This window comes from Pseudomonas sp. P65(2024), assembly GCF_057480955.1.
Genome location: NZ_JBLIYX010000023.1, coordinates 1 through 15,393, shown reverse-complemented (window position 1 = coordinate 15,393; position 15,393 = coordinate 1). Strand labels below are relative to the sequence as shown.

Sequence of the window (15,393 nt, the reverse complement as noted above, 5' to 3'; positions counted from 1 at the left end):
GGTGGAGTGCCTGCTCAGCGGGCATGGCACTCCTGGCGACGAATGTTGCCGATCTGCCGCAGGCTCAAACCATACTTGTTGGCCAGCAGGCTGCGCGACAGCCCGCTGGCGCTTTCCTTCTGGATCTGCTGGTTGCGCAACTGGCGCTGGAAGTGATCGGGCTTGGGGATTTCCAGGGCCAGGCCGGCGTAGCGCTCGATCAGCGCATCGAGTGCTTTGGCTGGCAGCACGTCGGCCAGCTTGCTGCGGTCACGATGCTTGGGAATGTACTTGGGGCGGCCGCCGAATACGCAGGTCAGGCGGTAGGCGCTGTCCAGGCCTACGCACTCGATCAGCGCCTGCAGCGATTGAGGCAGTTGGGTGATGTCGATATTGCTCAGGTCTGGCTGTTCCACGAAATGGTTCCTTCCGTCATGTAGGTTTGGCAGGCGCCGAGGCCCGAATGGCTGCGGCGTGGTGGGCCACGGGTGGCGTGGTCCGATTTTCGAACAGCAGCGGAAAGGGTCGCTAGGTGCGAAGCGGACCGGAGCTTGTAGTCGCAGCTGCCTGTTGTTTGCAGGTAACCTGATAGCGTGAAGTAGGAAACGCCTCCGCCCTTTGGCTGCAGGCCCCAAACCGTCTAGTGAAGGGGTTCCATGATGGCGGTTTGGGTGGATGACCCAAGCGTAGGCGCAAAGGCATATCCCGGGGCGATGCGGTTGGGCCTGGAGGAGGGGCGTGCCGGGAATGGCGGCGGGCAGGAACTTCAGCGCGGGTAAAGCGGGCGAGGTATCATGGCGTCGGCTCCGCTGGAGCCTCATGTCCCCGATGTCGCAAGGAATTACCGATGACCCACGTGCAGCGCCTCAAATACTCGATCCTGATCATCCTGGTGGTCCTGGGGATCATGCTCGGCCTAAGCTACCTGCAGAAGCAGGGCACTATCAGCGAGCAGACATTCCAGTACATCGCTATCGCCATCGCGGTGGTCGTGGTGGTGATCAACGGTATCCTGCGGCGCAAGGTCAAGCCCTGAAACGGGCGGGCCGGCATATCCTTGCCGGCCAGGCGCTCAACGCGAGGCGGGTTGCTCGAGCACGGCCCAGGCCTGGGGGTTCAGGCTGTAGCACTTGTCGCTGCCCAGGCTGATGACGCCTTCGCTGCACAGGCGCTTGAGCACCTCGCGCACACTCAGGAACGAAAGTGGAATATCCAGTTGCTCAAGTTGCGCATGCACCCCGCGCACGCCGATGCTGCGGCCATTGCGCCCGGCGGTGTGCAGCGCGTCGATGACCTTCAGGCGGATCAGGCTGGTGCGCAGGCCGTAGGCGCGCAGCAGCTCGCGGATCTGTTCGTTGCCCACGCGTTCCTCCTGGTGGGCGGCGGCCTGGCCAGGGGCGGGCGGCGCCGATAGCGACTGTTGCGGGTTGTACATGTGAATGCTCCTTTTCGTGGACTGTCCCGAAATCATGGTTGCCTCACATCTAAAGACGAATGAGATCGACAAAACTGCAACCCTCGGTGAAAAAATCTGACACGTTCTGTTGAGAACGTTGCAGCCTTGCTTCGACCGTAAAATTTTCATCTGGCCATTCGTCTGTTCGGGATGACCCCGATAGCACGAGGAGTGCCTGTGATCCCTCTTCCCCTGTTTCGCCTGGGCCTTGCCGCCGCCCTGGTTGCCTCCAGCCTGGCCGTCCAGGCACGGGAGGTCGCCAATGAGGCCTCTGCGCAGATCCGCCGCACCAGCTTTGGCGTGCCGCATATCCTGGCCAAGGACGAACGCGGCTTGGGCTACGGCATCGGCTACGCGTACGCCCAGGACAACCTGTGCCTGCTGGCCAGCGAGGTGCTGACGGTCAATGGCGAGCGCTCGCGTTATTTCGGTGGCGACGGTAAAACCGTCGAGCAGCGCGACAACCTGTCCAGCGATCTGTTCTTCACCTGGCTCAACGAGCCAGAGGCAGTGGACGACTTCCTGCAGGCGCAGCCGGTGGCGGTACGCGACCTGCTCGACGGCTATGCCAGCGGCTACAACCGTGCCCTGGGCGAGCGGCGCGCCGAAGGCCTGCCGGCCGAGTGCGGGGCAGGAGACTGGGTGCGGCCTATCAGCAGCCGTGACTTGGTCAAGCTGACCCGGCGCCTGCTGGCCGAAGGCGGTGTCGGTCAGTTTGTCGAGGCGGTGGTGGCCGCGACCCCGCCGAAGCTGGCGGCGCAACGCCCGGTGGCCGACTACAGCGTGGCCCTGGCGCGCCAGGCTCAGTTCGCCGCCGAGCGTGGCAGCAACGCCGTGGCGGTGGGCAGCGAGCGTTCGGCCAATGGTCGCGGACTGCTGCTGGCCAACCCGCATTTCCCCTGGGTCGGCGGGATGCGCTTCTACCAGATGCAACTGACCATCCCCGGGCAGCTGGATGTGATGGGCGCGGCCCTGCCGGGGCTGCCGGTGGTCAATATCGGCTTCAACCGACACCTGGCCTGGACCCACACTGTCGACACCTCGAAGCATTTCACCCTCTACCGCCTGCAGCTGGACCCCAAGGACGCCACCCGTTACCTGGTTGACGGCCAGTCGCTGCCGCTCGAACGTAAACAGCTCAAGGTCATGGTAAAGGGCAAGGACGGCACGCTGAGCGAGGTGGAGCGCACGATCCACCTGTCGAAGTTCGGCCCGGTGGTGCAGTGGCCAGGGCGGCTGGACTGGGACAACCAGGCGGCCTACAGCCTGCGTGACGCCAACCTGGACAATACCCGGGTCCTGCAGCAGTGGTACCGGATCAACCGCGCCGATAGCCTGGAAACGCTCAAGGCCTCGGTGGGGCGGTTGCAGGGTATCCCCTGGGTCAACACCCTGGCGGTGGATGCCGCTGGCCAGGCCCTGTACCTGAATCAGTCGGTGGTGCCCTATGTCGACCAGGCGCTGCTGGCGCAGTGCAGCAATCCGGCTGCTTCCGGCCCGCTGGTGGTGCTCGATGGCTCACGCAGCGCCTGCCAGTGGAAGGTCGATGCGCAGGCCGCCCAACCGGGGATCTTCCCGGCGAGCCTGCTGCCGAGCCTGGAGCGGCGTGACTATGTGCAGCACGCCAACGATTCGGCATGGATGGCCAACCCAGCCCAACCGTTGACCGGCTTCTCGCCGCTGGTGAGTCGTGCTGACCAGCCCCTGGGCATGCGCAGCCGTTTTGCCCTGCAGCGCCTGCAGGGCCGGGGCAAGCTGGGTGTCGCCGAGCTGCGGCGCATGGTGTTCGATGACGAGGTGTACCAGGCCAGCCTGCTGCTGCCGGACCTGCTGCAGTGGTGCAAGGGCGTGGAGGCGGATCTGGAATCAGTGTGCGCCAGCCTGCGCGACTGGAACGGCAAGGCCGATCTGGACAGCGGAGTCGGTTTGCTCCATTTCATGAACATTGCCGACGCGTTGGCCGAGCACCCGCAAAGCTGGCGCGTGCCGTTCGACCCGGCCGACCCGCAGCACACGCCGCGTGGCCTGGCGGTGGAGCAGGCCGCGGTAGGCAAGCTGCTGCGCGAGGCGGCGTTGGCGTCCCTGGCGAAGGTGGGCGAGGCGGGCATCACCGCTGATCAGCGTTGGGGGCAGATCCAGCAGGCTGCCGATGGCACGCCGGTGCCTGGTGGTCCGCAGGGCCTGGGCGTCTACAACGCGATGGTCAGTGTGCCGGTGGGGCCGGGCAAGCGCCTGGTGGTCAGTGGTTCGAGCTATCTGCAGGTGGTCAGCTTCACCGAGCAGGGGCCAAAGGCTCAGGGATTGCTGGCGTTCTCCCAGTCGAGCGAGCAGGCATCGGCGCATGCCGCCGATCAGACGCGGGCCTTCGCGGCCAAGCAACTGGCGCCGATCCCGTTCACCGAGGCACAGATCAAGGCTGATCCGCAGTATCGACGGTATGTGATCAGTGAGCGGGATAAGGGGCGGGTGGTCAGCGCCCAGTAACTGCGGGCTCTTTGTAGGAGCGGCCTTGCCGAGGCGTCGGACCGGTCGGAAAGGCCGCTCCTACAGGGAGCGCGCATGGGCGGTCGCTCAGGAAAACTCGAACGGCGCCAGCTGGAAGCCCTGTTCGTCCACCTGCAACGCCCAGCCCCGGCGGTCCCAGTCCCCTAGCACGATACGCCGCGCCGGCTGGCCATCGACCACCAGCTTGTGCAACGCCGGCCGGTGGGTGTGGCCGTGGACCAGGGTGCGCACGCCGTGGGCGGCCATCACCTTGGGCACTTCCTCGGGAGTGACGTCGACGATCTCGGTGCTCTTCATGCGCACCTGGGTACTGCTTTCGCTGCGCAGCTTGCGCGCCAGCTTGTGCCGCGTGCCCAGCGGCAGGTGCCGAAGGATCCACAGGGTCAGCGGGTTGCGCAGGTAACGGCGCAGCTTCATGTAGGCCACGTCGCGGGTGCACAGGGTGTCGCCGTGCATCAGCAGCACCGCCTCGCCACCCAGCTCGACCACGCTGGGGTCGGCCAGCAGGGTGCAGCCGGCTGCGTCGCAGAACGCCTGGCCGATGAGGAAGTCGCGGTTGCCGTGCATCAGGTAGATCGCCGTGCCGCTGTCGCTCAGCCGGCGCAGGGCCTGGCAGATCGACTGCTGGAACGGTGTCATCGCATCGTCGCCGATCCAGGCCTCGAAGAAGTCGCCGAGGATGTACAGCGCCTTGGCGTGACGGGCGCGGCCGTCGAGCAGATCAAGAAACGCCCGGGTGATGTCCGGGCGTTCTTCTTGCAGGTGCAGATCGGAGATCAGCAGGATCACTCAATGATCTCGGCTTTCTCGATGATCACGTCGTCTTTCGGCACGTCCTGGTGGCCGGCCTTGGAACCGGTGGCGACTTTCTCGATGGCGTCGACGATTTCCTTGCCTTCGATCACTTCACCGAACACGGCGTAGCCCCAGCCCTGAACGTTCTTGCCGCTGTGGTTGAGGAAGTCGTTGTCGGAGGCGTTGATGAAGAACTGCGCGGAGGCCGAGTGCGGCTCCATGGTACGGGCCATGGCGATGCTGTACTTGGCGTTCTTCAGGCCATTGTCGGCTTCGTTCTGGATGCTGGCGCGGGTCTTCTTCTGGCTCATGCCTGGCTCGAAGCCGCCACCCTGGATCATGAAGCCCTTGATCACGCGGTGGAACACGGTGCCATTGTAGTGGCCATCCTTGACGTATTGAACGAAGTTCTCAGTGGTCAGCGGGGCTTTTTCGGCATTCAATTGCAGGATGATATCGCCGTGGTTGGTGCTCAGTTTGACTTTGGACATGCTGAAACTCGCTCTTTCAAGGCATTCGGGAAATAGGGTGCGCGGTGCGCTCGGATAACCTGACGCAGGATCAGGCAGCCGCGGCACACGCCACTGGGTCGACATTCTGCCGGATTGTAGACCGCTGCGGCGACAAAACGCGCCACTTTGTCGGTGCTCCGGCTGTCAGCAGCTTGACTGCTTCGGCTATGATAGGCCCTTTGATTCAATCGGCCTACCCGGGCCGGCTACCTGCATTCAAGGACACTATGAGCAAGCCCACTGCCGACAACGCGCCAAACGCCGCTGCCAAAGGCGCACCCGCCGTCCCTGTGAACTTCCTGCGGCCAATCGTCCAGGCCGACCTGGACTCGGGCAAGCACCAGAGCATCGTCACCCGTTTCCCGCCGGAGCCCAACGGTTACCTGCACATCGGCCACGCCAAGTCGATCTGCGTCAACTTCGGCCTGGCCAAGGAGTTCGGCGGCGTCTGCCACCTGCGTTTCGACGACACCAACCCGGCCAAGGAAGACCAGGAGTACATCGACTCCATCCAGCGTGACGTCAAGTGGCTGGGCTTCGAGTGGGCGGGCCCGGTGCGCTATGCCTCGGACTACTTCGAGCAGCTGCATGCCTGGGCGGTGGAGCTGATCAAGTCCGGCAACGCCTATGTCTGCGACCTGACCCCCGAGCAGGCCAAGGAATACCGTGGCAGCCTGACCGAGGCGGGCAAGAACAGCCCGTTCCGCGAGCGCAGCGTCGAGGAGAACCTGGACCTGTTCGCGCGCATGAAGGCCGGCGAGTTCAAGGACGGCGAGCGCGTGTTGCGCGCCAAGATCGACATGGCTTCGCCGAACATGAACCTGCGCGACCCGATCCTGTACCGCATTCGCCATGCCCACCATCACCAGACCGGTGACAAGTGGTGCATCTACCCCAACTACGACTTCACCCACGGTCAGTCGGACGCCATCGAAGGCATCACCCACTCGATCTGCACCCTGGAGTTCGAAAGCCACCGTCCGCTGTACGACTGGTTCCTGGACAAGCTGCCGGTGCCGGCGCACCCGCGCCAGTACGAGTTCAGCCGCCTGAACCTGAACTACACCATCACGTCCAAGCGCAAGCTCAAGCAGCTGGTGGACGAAGGTCATGTCGAGGCCTGGGACGATCCGCGCATGTCGACCCTGTCGGGCTACCGCCGCCGTGGCTACACCCCGGCCTCGATCCGCAACTTCTGCGAGATGATCGGCACCAACCGTTCCGACGGCGTGGTCGACATGGCGATGCTCGAATTCAGCATCCGCGACGACCTCGACCGTACCGCGCCACGCGCCATGTGCGTGCTGCGCCCGCTGAAGGTGGTGATCACCAACTATCCCGAGGACCAGGTCGAGCAACTCGAACTGCCGCGCCATCCGAAGGAAGACATGGGTGTGCGCGTGCTGCCGTTCGCCCGCGAGCTGTACATCGACCGCGACGACTTCATGGAAGCGCCGCCCAAGGGCTACAAGCGCCTGGAGCCGGCCGGTGAAGTGCGCCTGCGTGGCAGCTACGTGATCCGCGCCGACGAGGCGATCAAGGATGCCGACGGCAACATCGTCGAGCTGCGCTGCTCGTACGATCCGGACACCCTGGGCAAGAACCCCGAGGGCCGCAAGGTCAAGGGTGTGATCCACTGGGTGCCGGCGCAAGGCAGCGTCGAGTGCGAAGTGCGTCTGTACGACCGCCTGTTCCGCTCCGCCAACCCGGAGAAGACCGAAGACGGCGGCAGCTTCCTCGACAACATCAACCCCGATTCGCTGCAGGTACTCAGCGGTTGTCGCGCGGAACCTTCCCTGGGCCAGGCCCAGCCAGAAGACCGCTTCCAGTTCGAGCGCGAAGGCTACTTCTGCGCCGACCTGAAAGACTCCCAGCCGGGTCGCCCGGTATTCAACCGGACCGTGACCCTGCGCGATTCGTGGGGCAGCTGAGGAACCTTCGTGCTTACCATCTACAACACGCTGAGCAAGACCAAGGAAGTTTTCAAGCCGCTGGACGGCAACAAGGTGCGCATGTACGTGTGCGGCATGACCGTGTACGACTACTGCCACCTGGGCCACGGCCGCAGCATGGTGGCCTTCGACCTGGTCACCCGCTGGCTGCGCAAGAGCGGCTATGAGCTGACCTATGTGCGCAACATCACCGACATCGACGACAAGATCATCAACCGGGCCAACGAAAACGGCGAGTCGTTCGACGCGCTGACGGCCCGCATGATCGACGCGATGCACGAGGACGAGCGCCGCCTGAGCATCCTGCCGCCGGACCTGGAACCCCGTGCCACCGACCATATCCCCGGCATGCACGCGATGATCCAGACCCTGATCGACAAGGGCTATGCCTACGCGCCGGGCAACGGCGACGTGTACTACCGCGTCGGTAAGTTCGTCGGCTACGGCAAGCTGTCGCGCAAGAAGATCGAAGACCTGCGCATCGGTGCCCGCATCGAGGTCGACGAGGCCAAGCAGGACCCGCTGGACTTCGTCTTGTGGAAGGGCGTCAAGCCCGGCGAGCCTTACTGGGATTCGCCGTGGGGCCCGGGCCGCCCGGGCTGGCACATCGAGTGCTCGGTGATGTCCACCTGCTGCCTGGGTGAGAGCTTCGACATCCATGGCGGCGGCAGCGACCTGGAGTTCCCGCACCACGAGAACGAGATTGCCCAGAGCGAGGCGGCTACCGGCAAGCAGTATGCCAACGCCTGGATGCACTGCGGCATGATCCGCATCAATGGCGAGAAGATGTCCAAGTCGTTGAACAACTTCTTCACCATCCGCGACGTGCTCGACAAGTACCACCCGGAAGTGGTGCGCTACCTGCTGGTGGCCAGCCACTACCGCAGCGCGATCAACTACTCCGAGGACAGCCTGCGCGATGCCAAGGGCGCGCTCGAGCGCTTCTACCACGCGCTGCGCGGCCTCCCTCGGGTCGAGGCCAAGGGCGGCGAGGCATTCGTCGAGCGCTTCACCGTGGCGATGAACGACGACTTCGGCACGCCGGAAGCCTGCGCCGTGCTGTTCGACCTGGTGCGCGAGATCAACCGACTGCGCGACAGCGACCCTGAGGCCGCCGCTGGCCTGGCGGGTCGTCTGCGCGAGCTGGGGGATGTGCTGGGCGTGCTGCAGCTGGAGGCCGATGACTTCCTGCGTGCCGGTGCCGAGGGCAAGGTCGATGCTGCCGAAGTGGAGGCGCTGATCCAGGCGCGTCTGCAGGCGCGCACCGACAAGAACTGGGCCGAGTCCGACCGCATCCGCGACCAGCTGACCGCCATGGGCGTGGTACTGGAAGACAGCAAGGGCACCACCACCTGGCGCCTGGCTGACTGATCGGCTCAAGCCCTGTCGCGGGGCAAGTCGCATCGGCGCAGCGCCGATACGACTTGCCCCGCGATGCTTTTCAGGCCGCGCTGGTGCAGTGCAGAACCAATCTCGCCCCACCCAGCTCACTGGCCCCCACCTCCAGGCCGAACCCATGCAGGTCGACGATCGCCGCGACGATCGACAGCCCAAGCCCGAACCCCGGGTGGCGATGGCCTTCCTCGCTGCGGTAGAAACGCTTCAACACCGCCTCACGCTCATCCGCCGGAATCCCCGGCCCGCTGTCCTCGACTGCAATGTGCACGCCTTGATCGTCCTCGCTGGCGACCATGCGCACCTGGCCGCCTTGCGGGGTGAACTTGATCGCATTGCCCACCAGGTTGGCCAGGGCCTCGAACAGCAATTCTCGATCGCCATGCAGGGCCGCCAGTTGCGCGGGCTGGCTCAGTTGCAGATGGATGCCGCCATCCTCGGCCAGTGGCAGGTAGAAGTCGTGCAGTTCAACCAGCAAGCCTTGTGGGTCGAGTTGCACGAAGCCGGCTCGGCGTTGGCGGTCTTCCAGTTCGCTGATACGCAGCAGGCCTCGGAAGCGAGCCATCAGCGTGTCGGTCTCGCCGATCGCCTGGTCCAGCGCCGCGCCTTCGGCAGAATCGGCGCCGCTCTGCTGGCGAATGCGATAGAGCTGCGCGCGCAGGCGGGTCAGGGGCGTGCGCAGGTCGTGGGCGATGTTGTCACAGACCCCCTTGACCTCATGCATCAGCCTTTCGATGCGGTCGAGCATCGCGTTGACGATGGCGGCCAGCATGTCCAGTTCATCGCGGCGCACCGACACCGGCAGGCGGTGGGTCAGGTCGCCGGCGACGATAAGTTCGGCTTGGGCCTGGATCGCCCGGATGCGTTTGAGCGGTCGGCGGCGCAGCAGGTACCAGCCGGCAAAGCCTGGAATCAGGGTCAGGGAAATGCCCCAAAGCAGCGCGTCGAGAATGATCCGGGTGACCACGAACAGCGAGCCGTTGTCGCGCACCAGCACCAGCCAGCGGCCGTCCTGGACCTTGATCGCCACGGCATCGCAGCTATCGCGGGGCAGGTGCGGATCGTCGGCGTCCAGGCAGCGCTTGAGCTCATGCACCGTGCCGTCCAGGCCCAGCTCCGGCGGGATGGTGCGGATGCGTCCGCCAATCGGGTTCAGCTGGGGGTCGAAGAGGCCGTAGGCGTCGAAGCTGCGCTCCTCGAAGGCCTGGCTTGCGATCAGCGCGTCGTCCAGCTGCTTGCCGCTCATGTGGGCGAACAGGTGCTGGCGCTGCAGCATGGAGTGGCGGGTGAGCTTGTTCAGGTAGCTGGTGACCTCGAAGTACAGCACCCCCATGAGGATGCTGCTCCAGGCCACGAACAGGAAGCTGTACAGCGCCAGCAGGCGGCTGGTGGAGGAGCTCCAGCCCTTAGACGGGTTCGGCAATGGCATAGCCGGAGCCCCGCACGGTACGGATCAGCGGGCTCTGGCCGGGCGAGTCGATCTTCTTGCGCAAGCGGCCGATGTGCACGTCGATCAGGTTGGTGCCGGGGTCGAAGTGGTAACCCCAGACCTCCTCGAAGATCATCATCCGGGTGATCACCTGGCCGGAGTGGCGCATCAGGTACTCGAGCAGCTTGTATTCGGTGGGCAGCAGGTTCAGCGCCTGTTCGCCGCGGCGCGCCTCGTGGCTGATCAGGTCCAGCTCGAGGTCGGCGACCTGCAGGCGGGTCTGGGTCATCGGCACGCTGTTACGGCGCAGCAGCACCTCGACCCGAGCGGCCATCTCGTCGGAGGCGAACGGCTTGGTCAGGTAGTCGTCGCCGCCGGCGCGCAGACCGCGCACGCGTTCGTCGACGTCCGACAGGGCGCTGATCATCAGGATCGGCGTTGCGATCTTCAGGTTGCGCAGGGTGGTGACGATGGTCAGGCCATCGACCTCGGGCAGCATGCGGTCGAGGGTGATCAGGTCGTAGCCGCCGGCGATGGCCTTGGCCAGACCTTCGCGGCCATTGTCGGCCCAGTCGACTTCCAGGCCGTGGCTGGACAGTTCGGCGACGATTTCCTGGGCGGTGACGGCGTCGTCTTCGATGGTCAGTACGCGAGGCATGCTGGTTCCTGGGCGGCGAGTGGAGACCTGATTGTGCCAAAGAATAGACAACCGGCGATTTAAGAAAAATTCATCTGGCTGCCCAGGGCCGTGAAAGCCAAGAAAAACGGGGCATGCCATTGCTGGCATGCCCCGTTTTCACTGCAGGCTGAAGCCTCAGGCGACCTTGACGATCCAGCCCGCCGGGGCTTCGACGTCACCGCTCTGGATGCCGGTCAGCTCGGCGTAGAGCTTCTGGGTGACCGGGCCGACTTCGGTTTCACTGTGGAACACGTGCAGCTTGCCGTTGTACTGGATGCCGCCGATCGGCGTGATCACCGCGGCAGTGCCACAGGCGCCGGCTTCGACGAAGCGGTCGAGCTTGTCGATTTCCACGTCGCCTTCGATCACTTTCAGGCCCAGGCGCGATTCGGCCAGTTCCATCAGCGACAGGCGGGTGATGCCCGGCAATACCGAGATCGATTTCGGCGTGACGAATTCGTTGTTGGCGGTGATACCGAAGAAGTTGGCCGAGCCGACTTCCTCGATCTTCTTGTGGGTCAACGGATCGAGGTAGATGCAGTCGGCGAAGCCGGCTTTCTTGGCCTCGTAGCCTGGTTGCAGGCTGGCCGCGTAGTTGCCGCCGACCTTGGCTGCGCCGGTGCCTTGCGGGGCTGCACGGTCGTAGTCGGAGATCAGGAACTTGTGCGGGGTCATGCCGCCTTTGAAGTAGGAGCCAACCGGGATGGCGAAGACCGAGAAGATGAACTCGGGGGCGGTGCGCACGCCGATGTTGTCACCGGTGCCGATCACGAACGGACGCAGGTACAGCGCACCCTTGCCGTGCGGCGGAACGAATTTTTCGTTGGCCTTGACCACTTGCTTGCAGGCTTCGATGAACTGTTCGGTCGAGACCCGTGGCATCAGCAGGCGGTCGCAGCTGCGCTGCATGCGCGCGGCGTTCTGGTCGGGGCGGAACAGGTTGATCGAACCGTCCTTGCAGCGGTAGGCCTTCAGGCCTTCGAAGCACTGCTGGCCATAGTGCAGGGCGGTGGAGCCTTCACTGATGTGCAGTACGTTGTCTTCGGTCAGGGTGCCCTTGTCCCACTCGCCGTTACGCCATACGGACAGGTAACGCTTGTCGGTCTTGATGTAGTCGAAACCCAGCTTGTCCCAGTTAATGCTTTCGTTACTCATGACACCCTCATTGCTCTGGCCCGAACACGGCGGGCTGCTTTTATATGCGCACCCCGCCACCATAATACATCCGGCGCGGATCGGGAACGGCCAGTCACACAATCCGCCGGGCGAGCATCAGGGCGTGGTGGGCGACAAACTATCTGGACTTAAATGCAGGCAGCCTTCCAGTACCAGGGACTGAAGAAACACTTGGTCATGCGAGACCACCAGCAACGCCCCCTTGAACTGGTGCAACAAGTGCTCCAGCGCCTCGAGTGACGGCAGGTCGAGGTGGTTGTTCGGCTCGTCGAGCAGCAGCAGGTCCAATGGCCGTTCCCGGTACAGCACGGCAGCCAACGCGACCTTGAGCCGTTCGCCACCACTGAGCAGGGCGCCGGGCAGGGTGATGCGTGCCGCGTCGATGCCCAGCTGCGCCAGCCGACGACGCAGTTCGTCGCTCGGCAGGCGTGGATTGGCGGCGCGCAGATGTTCCAGGGCGCTCTGCCGTGGCCCCAGGCAACTGCCATGCTGGTCGAGCAGGGCGACTTCGCCGGTCAACCGCAGGCTGCCCGCGCGCGGCGCCAGTTCACCGGCCAGCACCCGCAACAGGGTGGACTTGCCGCTGCCGTTGTCGCCCACCACCCCCAGCCGCTGGCCCAGGCACAGGCGCAGGTCCAGCGCCGTGGTCGTGCCCCGTGGCAGGTACAACCTTTCCAGCGCCAGTACCTCGCGTCCGGCATTTCGTTGCGGCGTGGGGGCGTGCAGCACGATCGGCACCTCGCGTTCGACCTGACGCGCCGCCTGGCGTACTTGTTCGTCCAGGGCCGCCTTGGCATCCCGCAGTTCGCGGCGCTGGCGCCCGGCGGTGGCCTGGCTGCGCTGCTGCTGTCGGTCGAGCAGAATCTGCGCCTGGTTCGCTTGCTTGGCCCGGTGCCCGGCGCAGGCCTGGTGCCGCTCGAAGTTCTCACGCTGACGTTGCAATGCCTGAACCTGGCGTTGGCGCTGCTGCTTGAGGCGCAGCAGTGCCTGCGCGGCCCGTTCGGCCTGTGCGGTGCTTTGCTGACGGTAGAAGCCGAAATCGCCGCCATAGGCGCGCAAGCCAAGGGGCGACAGTTCGACGATACGTGCCATGTGCCCGAGCAGCGCCCGGTCGTGGCTGATCACCAGCAGGCCCTTGTCCCAGCCCTGGAGCATGTCCAGCAGCAGGGTCCTGGCGCTGCTGTCCAGGTGGTTGCTCGGCTCGTCAAGAATCAGGTAGTCGGCCTCGCTCAGCCAGGCACCGAGCAGCGCGACGCGCATGGCCTGGCCGCCGCTCAGGTGCTCTACCGGGTAGTGTGGGTCGAGATGGCCCAGGCCATGGTGTTGCAGTTGCGCCTGTAATCGCGCCCGAATGTCCCAGCGCTCGCCGACCGCGTCGAAGTCCTCCGGGTCGAGGCTGCCACGTTCGATCCGCTCGAGGGCGCGCAGCGTACTACCCACCTGGGCCAGGTCAGCGACGGTGGTGCTATTGGCGATCACCTCCTGGTCGAGATGATGGACTCGGCCAAGGCGCAGGCAGTATCCCTCACTGGGCTTGCGCAGACCGGCCAGCAGTTGCCCAAGCAGGCTCTTGCCCACGCCGTTGCGCCCGACCAGCCCGGTGTGGCGCAGGTCGAAGGATTCGTTGAGGTCGGTGAAAAGCGGTCTGCCATCGGGCAGGACCAGGGTGACGCTGTCCAGCGTCAGGATCGACGAACTCGTCATGCACAACTCCACTCATGCCGCGACATCTCCGGTACGGGCCGGAGGCTGAAGACTGGCCGTCAGGTAGACGGCGGCATCAATGGCGCATTGGACGAACACCTCGCAGGGGGAGTTGGGTGTAAAGGCTAGCCCAGCAGAAAGCGCTGGGCAACACCTGCGCAAGCGTGCAGGGAATTCTTCGTCGGCAACAGGTCGATACGCCGCAGATGCGGCCAAGGAAATTGAGTTGCGTATCAAGTTGCTGCCGGTTCGCGGCTCGTCGGTGTAAAGAGTTGATAAAACGTGGGGCGGACACCGCCGGCCCGCTCCCACGCGACATCGGTATTTCAGGAAGGTTGGGCCGCCAGGCGATTGCTGACGCTGCGTCCCAGCACCAGCACCGTGACAAAGCCGCAGCCCACCAGCGCCGTGGCCAGGCTGAACAGCACCGCGCTGCCCATCTGGTCGACGATCCGCCCACCGAAGAACGAGCCCAGGGCGATGATCACCTGGAACATGGCGACGAACAGCGGCATGCCGCGTTCCACATCCTTGGGTGCCACGACGAACATCCAGATGCTGGCGCAGGCGGGGAAGGCGCCGAAGGCGAAGCCCCAGAGCGCGATCAGCATCGCCGCGCCGGTGAGGCTGGTGGCGAAGTAGGGGAACAGCGCGGTGCCGACGCCGATCATCAAGGCAACCAGCATCAGGGTGTAGCGCACGCTCTGGTTGGCGGCGAAACCGGCGAAGACATTGCCCAGCACCCCGGCCACGCCGTAGAGCAGCAACAGCGAGCCGATCATCGGCCCGTCGAAGCCGGCGTTGTGCTTGAAGAACGGCGCGACGTAGGTGTAGGCGGCAAAGTGCGCCAGGCCGATCAGCAACACCGCGATCAGGCCGACCCGCGCCTGCGGATTGATAAACAGCGCCGGCAGGTCGCTGATGCGGATGGCCTTCTCCGGGTTGAGCCGCGGCAGCAGCAGGACCTGCGCCAGCAGCACCGGCACGCCCACCAGTGCGGTGACCAGGAAGGTCATGCGCCAGCCCATGAGCCCGCTCAACCAGGTGCCCACGGGCACACCGAGCACGGTGGCCAACGTCACGCCGACCATGATGATCGAGGTGGCCTGGGCCACGCCCACGCCCTTGGGCGCCAGGCGGCCGCTCAGGGCGATCGCGGTCGCCCAGAAACCACCGATGCTGATGCCTAGCAGCACCCGGCCGAACAGCAGCAGGCCGAAGTCGGTGGCGTAGGCCACCACCGCGTTGGCGACGATCATGATCAGGGTCAGGGCGATCAGCAGGTAGCGTCTGTCGAGGGCGCCGATGCCCACCGACAGCAAGGGCGCGGCCAGGGCCGCCATGATGCCGGGCAGGGTCACCATCAGGCCGGCCTGGCCGGCGCTGATGCCAAGATCAGAGGCGACATCGTTGAGCACGCCCACCGGCAGGAACTCGCTGGTCACCAGGGCGAAGGCGCCCACGGCGACCGAGAGAATCGCCAGCCACTGCTGACGGACGCTCTGCTGGCTGTGTTCGGGTGGGCTGTGGGGGTACGCATTGGGGCTTGGCATGGTGCGGGATTCCATAGGGGACTGTCGCCTGGGACAGGCGCTGCAGCGAGGGGAAAACGGGGAGGCGATTATAGGGGGTGGATTTTGCAGCTCGACAGGCGGGCGGCTTGATAGTAATCATCAGTGGGATCGATGGGTGGCCTGGGATAGAGCGTTTGGCGAGGGTGTCAGAAATTTTGTGTTCGGGCATAACATGAGTAAGAGGTGCATGTATGCCAACCAAAAAGAAACCCTTGCGTGACCTGCCCAAAATCCCCA

Annotated in this window: 13 protein-coding genes; 4 read left to right on the top strand and 9 right to left on the bottom strand. The window is 64.8% G+C overall.

Going from position 1 to position 15,393, the window contains the following annotated elements; translation table 11 throughout:
- Positions 1–14: 14 nt before the first annotated feature.
- The gene (locus AC25MA_RS23580; protein WP_069017617.1) at positions 15–395 is read right to left on the bottom strand and encodes a Mor transcription activator family protein; all 381 of its coding nucleotides are present in this window, start codon (positions 393–395) and stop codon (positions 15–17) included.
- A 431-nt stretch (positions 396–826) separates the two neighbouring features.
- Here AC25MA_RS23580 and AC25MA_RS23575 point away from each other — a divergent pair, with 431 nt between their 5' ends.
- Positions 827–1,015, top strand: coding sequence for a hypothetical protein (locus tag AC25MA_RS23575; RefSeq protein WP_011533313.1), 189 nt, complete (start codon positions 827–829; stop codon positions 1,013–1,015).
- Positions 1,016–1,051: 36 nt separating this feature from the next.
- Here AC25MA_RS23575 and AC25MA_RS23570 read toward each other — a convergent pair whose 3' ends face one another.
- Positions 1,052–1,414, bottom strand: a complete 363-nt coding sequence (locus tag AC25MA_RS23570) for a hypothetical protein (protein WP_062363250.1) — start codon at positions 1,412–1,414, stop codon at positions 1,052–1,054.
- 198 nt (positions 1,415–1,612) lie between these two features.
- On the opposite strand from AC25MA_RS23570, the gene pvdQ reads away from it, so the two are divergent.
- The gene (pvdQ, locus tag AC25MA_RS23565; protein WP_486972446.1) at positions 1,613–3,919 is read left to right on the top strand and encodes a bifunctional acylase PvdQ; all 2,307 of its coding nucleotides are present in this window, start codon (positions 1,613–1,615) and stop codon (positions 3,917–3,919) included.
- Between the two features lie 87 nt (positions 3,920–4,006).
- Here the strand turns inward: pvdQ and AC25MA_RS23560 are convergent, their stop codons facing one another.
- Both AC25MA_RS23560 and AC25MA_RS23555 read right to left on the bottom strand, forming a co-directional pair.
- Entirely contained in the window at positions 4,007–4,729 is a 723-nt protein-coding gene (locus tag AC25MA_RS23560) for a UDP-2,3-diacylglucosamine diphosphatase (RefSeq protein WP_062360385.1), read from the bottom strand.
- Positions 4,726–5,226: a peptidylprolyl isomerase gene (locus AC25MA_RS23555; protein WP_028690741.1), complete on the bottom strand. Its 501-nt coding sequence runs from the start codon at positions 5,224–5,226 to the stop codon at positions 4,726–4,728. Before AC25MA_RS23555 ends, AC25MA_RS23560 begins: the two co-directional genes overlap by 4 nt.
- Positions 5,227–5,474: 248 nt before the next feature.
- On the opposite strand from AC25MA_RS23555, the gene AC25MA_RS23550 reads away from it, so the two are divergent.
- On the top strand, positions 5,475–7,178 hold the full coding sequence (locus tag AC25MA_RS23550; protein WP_028690742.1) for a glutamine--tRNA ligase/YqeY domain fusion protein: 1,704 nt from the start codon (positions 5,475–5,477) through the stop codon (positions 7,176–7,178).
- Between the two features lie 9 nt (positions 7,179–7,187).
- Entirely contained in the window at positions 7,188–8,570 is a 1,383-nt protein-coding gene (gene cysS / locus AC25MA_RS23545) for a cysteine--tRNA ligase (protein WP_207851445.1), read from the top strand.
- Positions 8,571–8,640: 70 nt separating this feature from the next.
- Here cysS and AC25MA_RS23540 read toward each other — a convergent pair whose 3' ends face one another.
- The 5 genes from AC25MA_RS23540 to AC25MA_RS23520 all read right to left on the bottom strand — a co-directional run bounded on the left by AC25MA_RS23540 (position 8,641) and on the right by AC25MA_RS23520 (position 15,135).
- Positions 8,641–10,023 carry a sensor histidine kinase gene (locus AC25MA_RS23540; protein ID WP_028690744.1) on the bottom strand — a complete coding sequence of 461 codons (1,383 nt, stop codon included), beginning with the start codon at positions 10,021–10,023 and terminating at the stop codon, positions 8,641–8,643.
- The gene (locus AC25MA_RS23535) at positions 10,001–10,681 is read right to left on the bottom strand and encodes a response regulator transcription factor (protein WP_028690745.1); all 681 of its coding nucleotides are present in this window, start codon (positions 10,679–10,681) and stop codon (positions 10,001–10,003) included. Before AC25MA_RS23535 ends, AC25MA_RS23540 begins: the two co-directional genes overlap by 23 nt.
- A gap of 156 nt (positions 10,682–10,837) precedes the next feature.
- A complete protein-coding gene (locus tag AC25MA_RS23530) occupies positions 10,838–11,857 on the bottom strand; it encodes a branched-chain amino acid aminotransferase (protein ID WP_028690746.1) in 1,020 nt (339 codons plus the stop codon).
- 117 nt (positions 11,858–11,974) lie between these two features.
- Positions 11,975–13,582, bottom strand: coding sequence for an ATP-binding cassette domain-containing protein (locus AC25MA_RS23525; RefSeq protein WP_486972445.1), 1,608 nt, complete (start codon positions 13,580–13,582; stop codon positions 11,975–11,977).
- A gap of 326 nt (positions 13,583–13,908) precedes the next feature.
- Positions 13,909–15,135 (bottom strand): MFS transporter, encoded by a 1,227-nt coding sequence (locus tag AC25MA_RS23520; RefSeq protein WP_186595759.1) that lies wholly within the window; start codon positions 15,133–15,135, stop codon positions 13,909–13,911.
- Between the last annotated feature and the right edge of the window lie 258 nt (positions 15,136–15,393).

Bases quoted from the DNA above. Each gene is read 5' to 3' on its own strand.
- AC25MA_RS23575 (WP_011533313.1), top strand. From the start codon at position 827: ATGACCCACGTGCAGCGCCTCAAATACTCGATCCTGATCATCCTGGTG.
- AC25MA_RS23525 (WP_486972445.1), bottom strand. From the start codon at position 13,582: ATGACGAGTTCGTCGATCCTGACGCTGGACAGCGTCACCCTGGTCCTG.
- AC25MA_RS23520 (WP_186595759.1), bottom strand. From the start codon at position 15,135: ATGCCAAGCCCCAATGCGTACCCCCACAGCCCACCCGAACACAGCCAG.
- AC25MA_RS23550 (WP_028690742.1), top strand. From the start codon at position 5,475: ATGAGCAAGCCCACTGCCGACAACGCGCCAAACGCCGCTGCCAAAGGC.
- AC25MA_RS23555 (WP_028690741.1), bottom strand. From the start codon at position 5,226: ATGTCCAAAGTCAAACTGAGCACCAACCACGGCGATATCATCCTGCAA.
- AC25MA_RS23530 (WP_028690746.1), bottom strand. From the start codon at position 11,857: ATGAGTAACGAAAGCATTAACTGGGACAAGCTGGGTTTCGACTACATC.
- AC25MA_RS23540 (WP_028690744.1), bottom strand. From the start codon at position 10,023: ATGCCATTGCCGAACCCGTCTAAGGGCTGGAGCTCCTCCACCAGCCGC.
- AC25MA_RS23570 (WP_062363250.1), bottom strand. From the start codon at position 1,414: ATGTACAACCCGCAACAGTCGCTATCGGCGCCGCCCGCCCCTGGCCAG.
- AC25MA_RS23535 (WP_028690745.1), bottom strand. From the start codon at position 10,681: ATGCCTCGCGTACTGACCATCGAAGACGACGCCGTCACCGCCCAGGAA.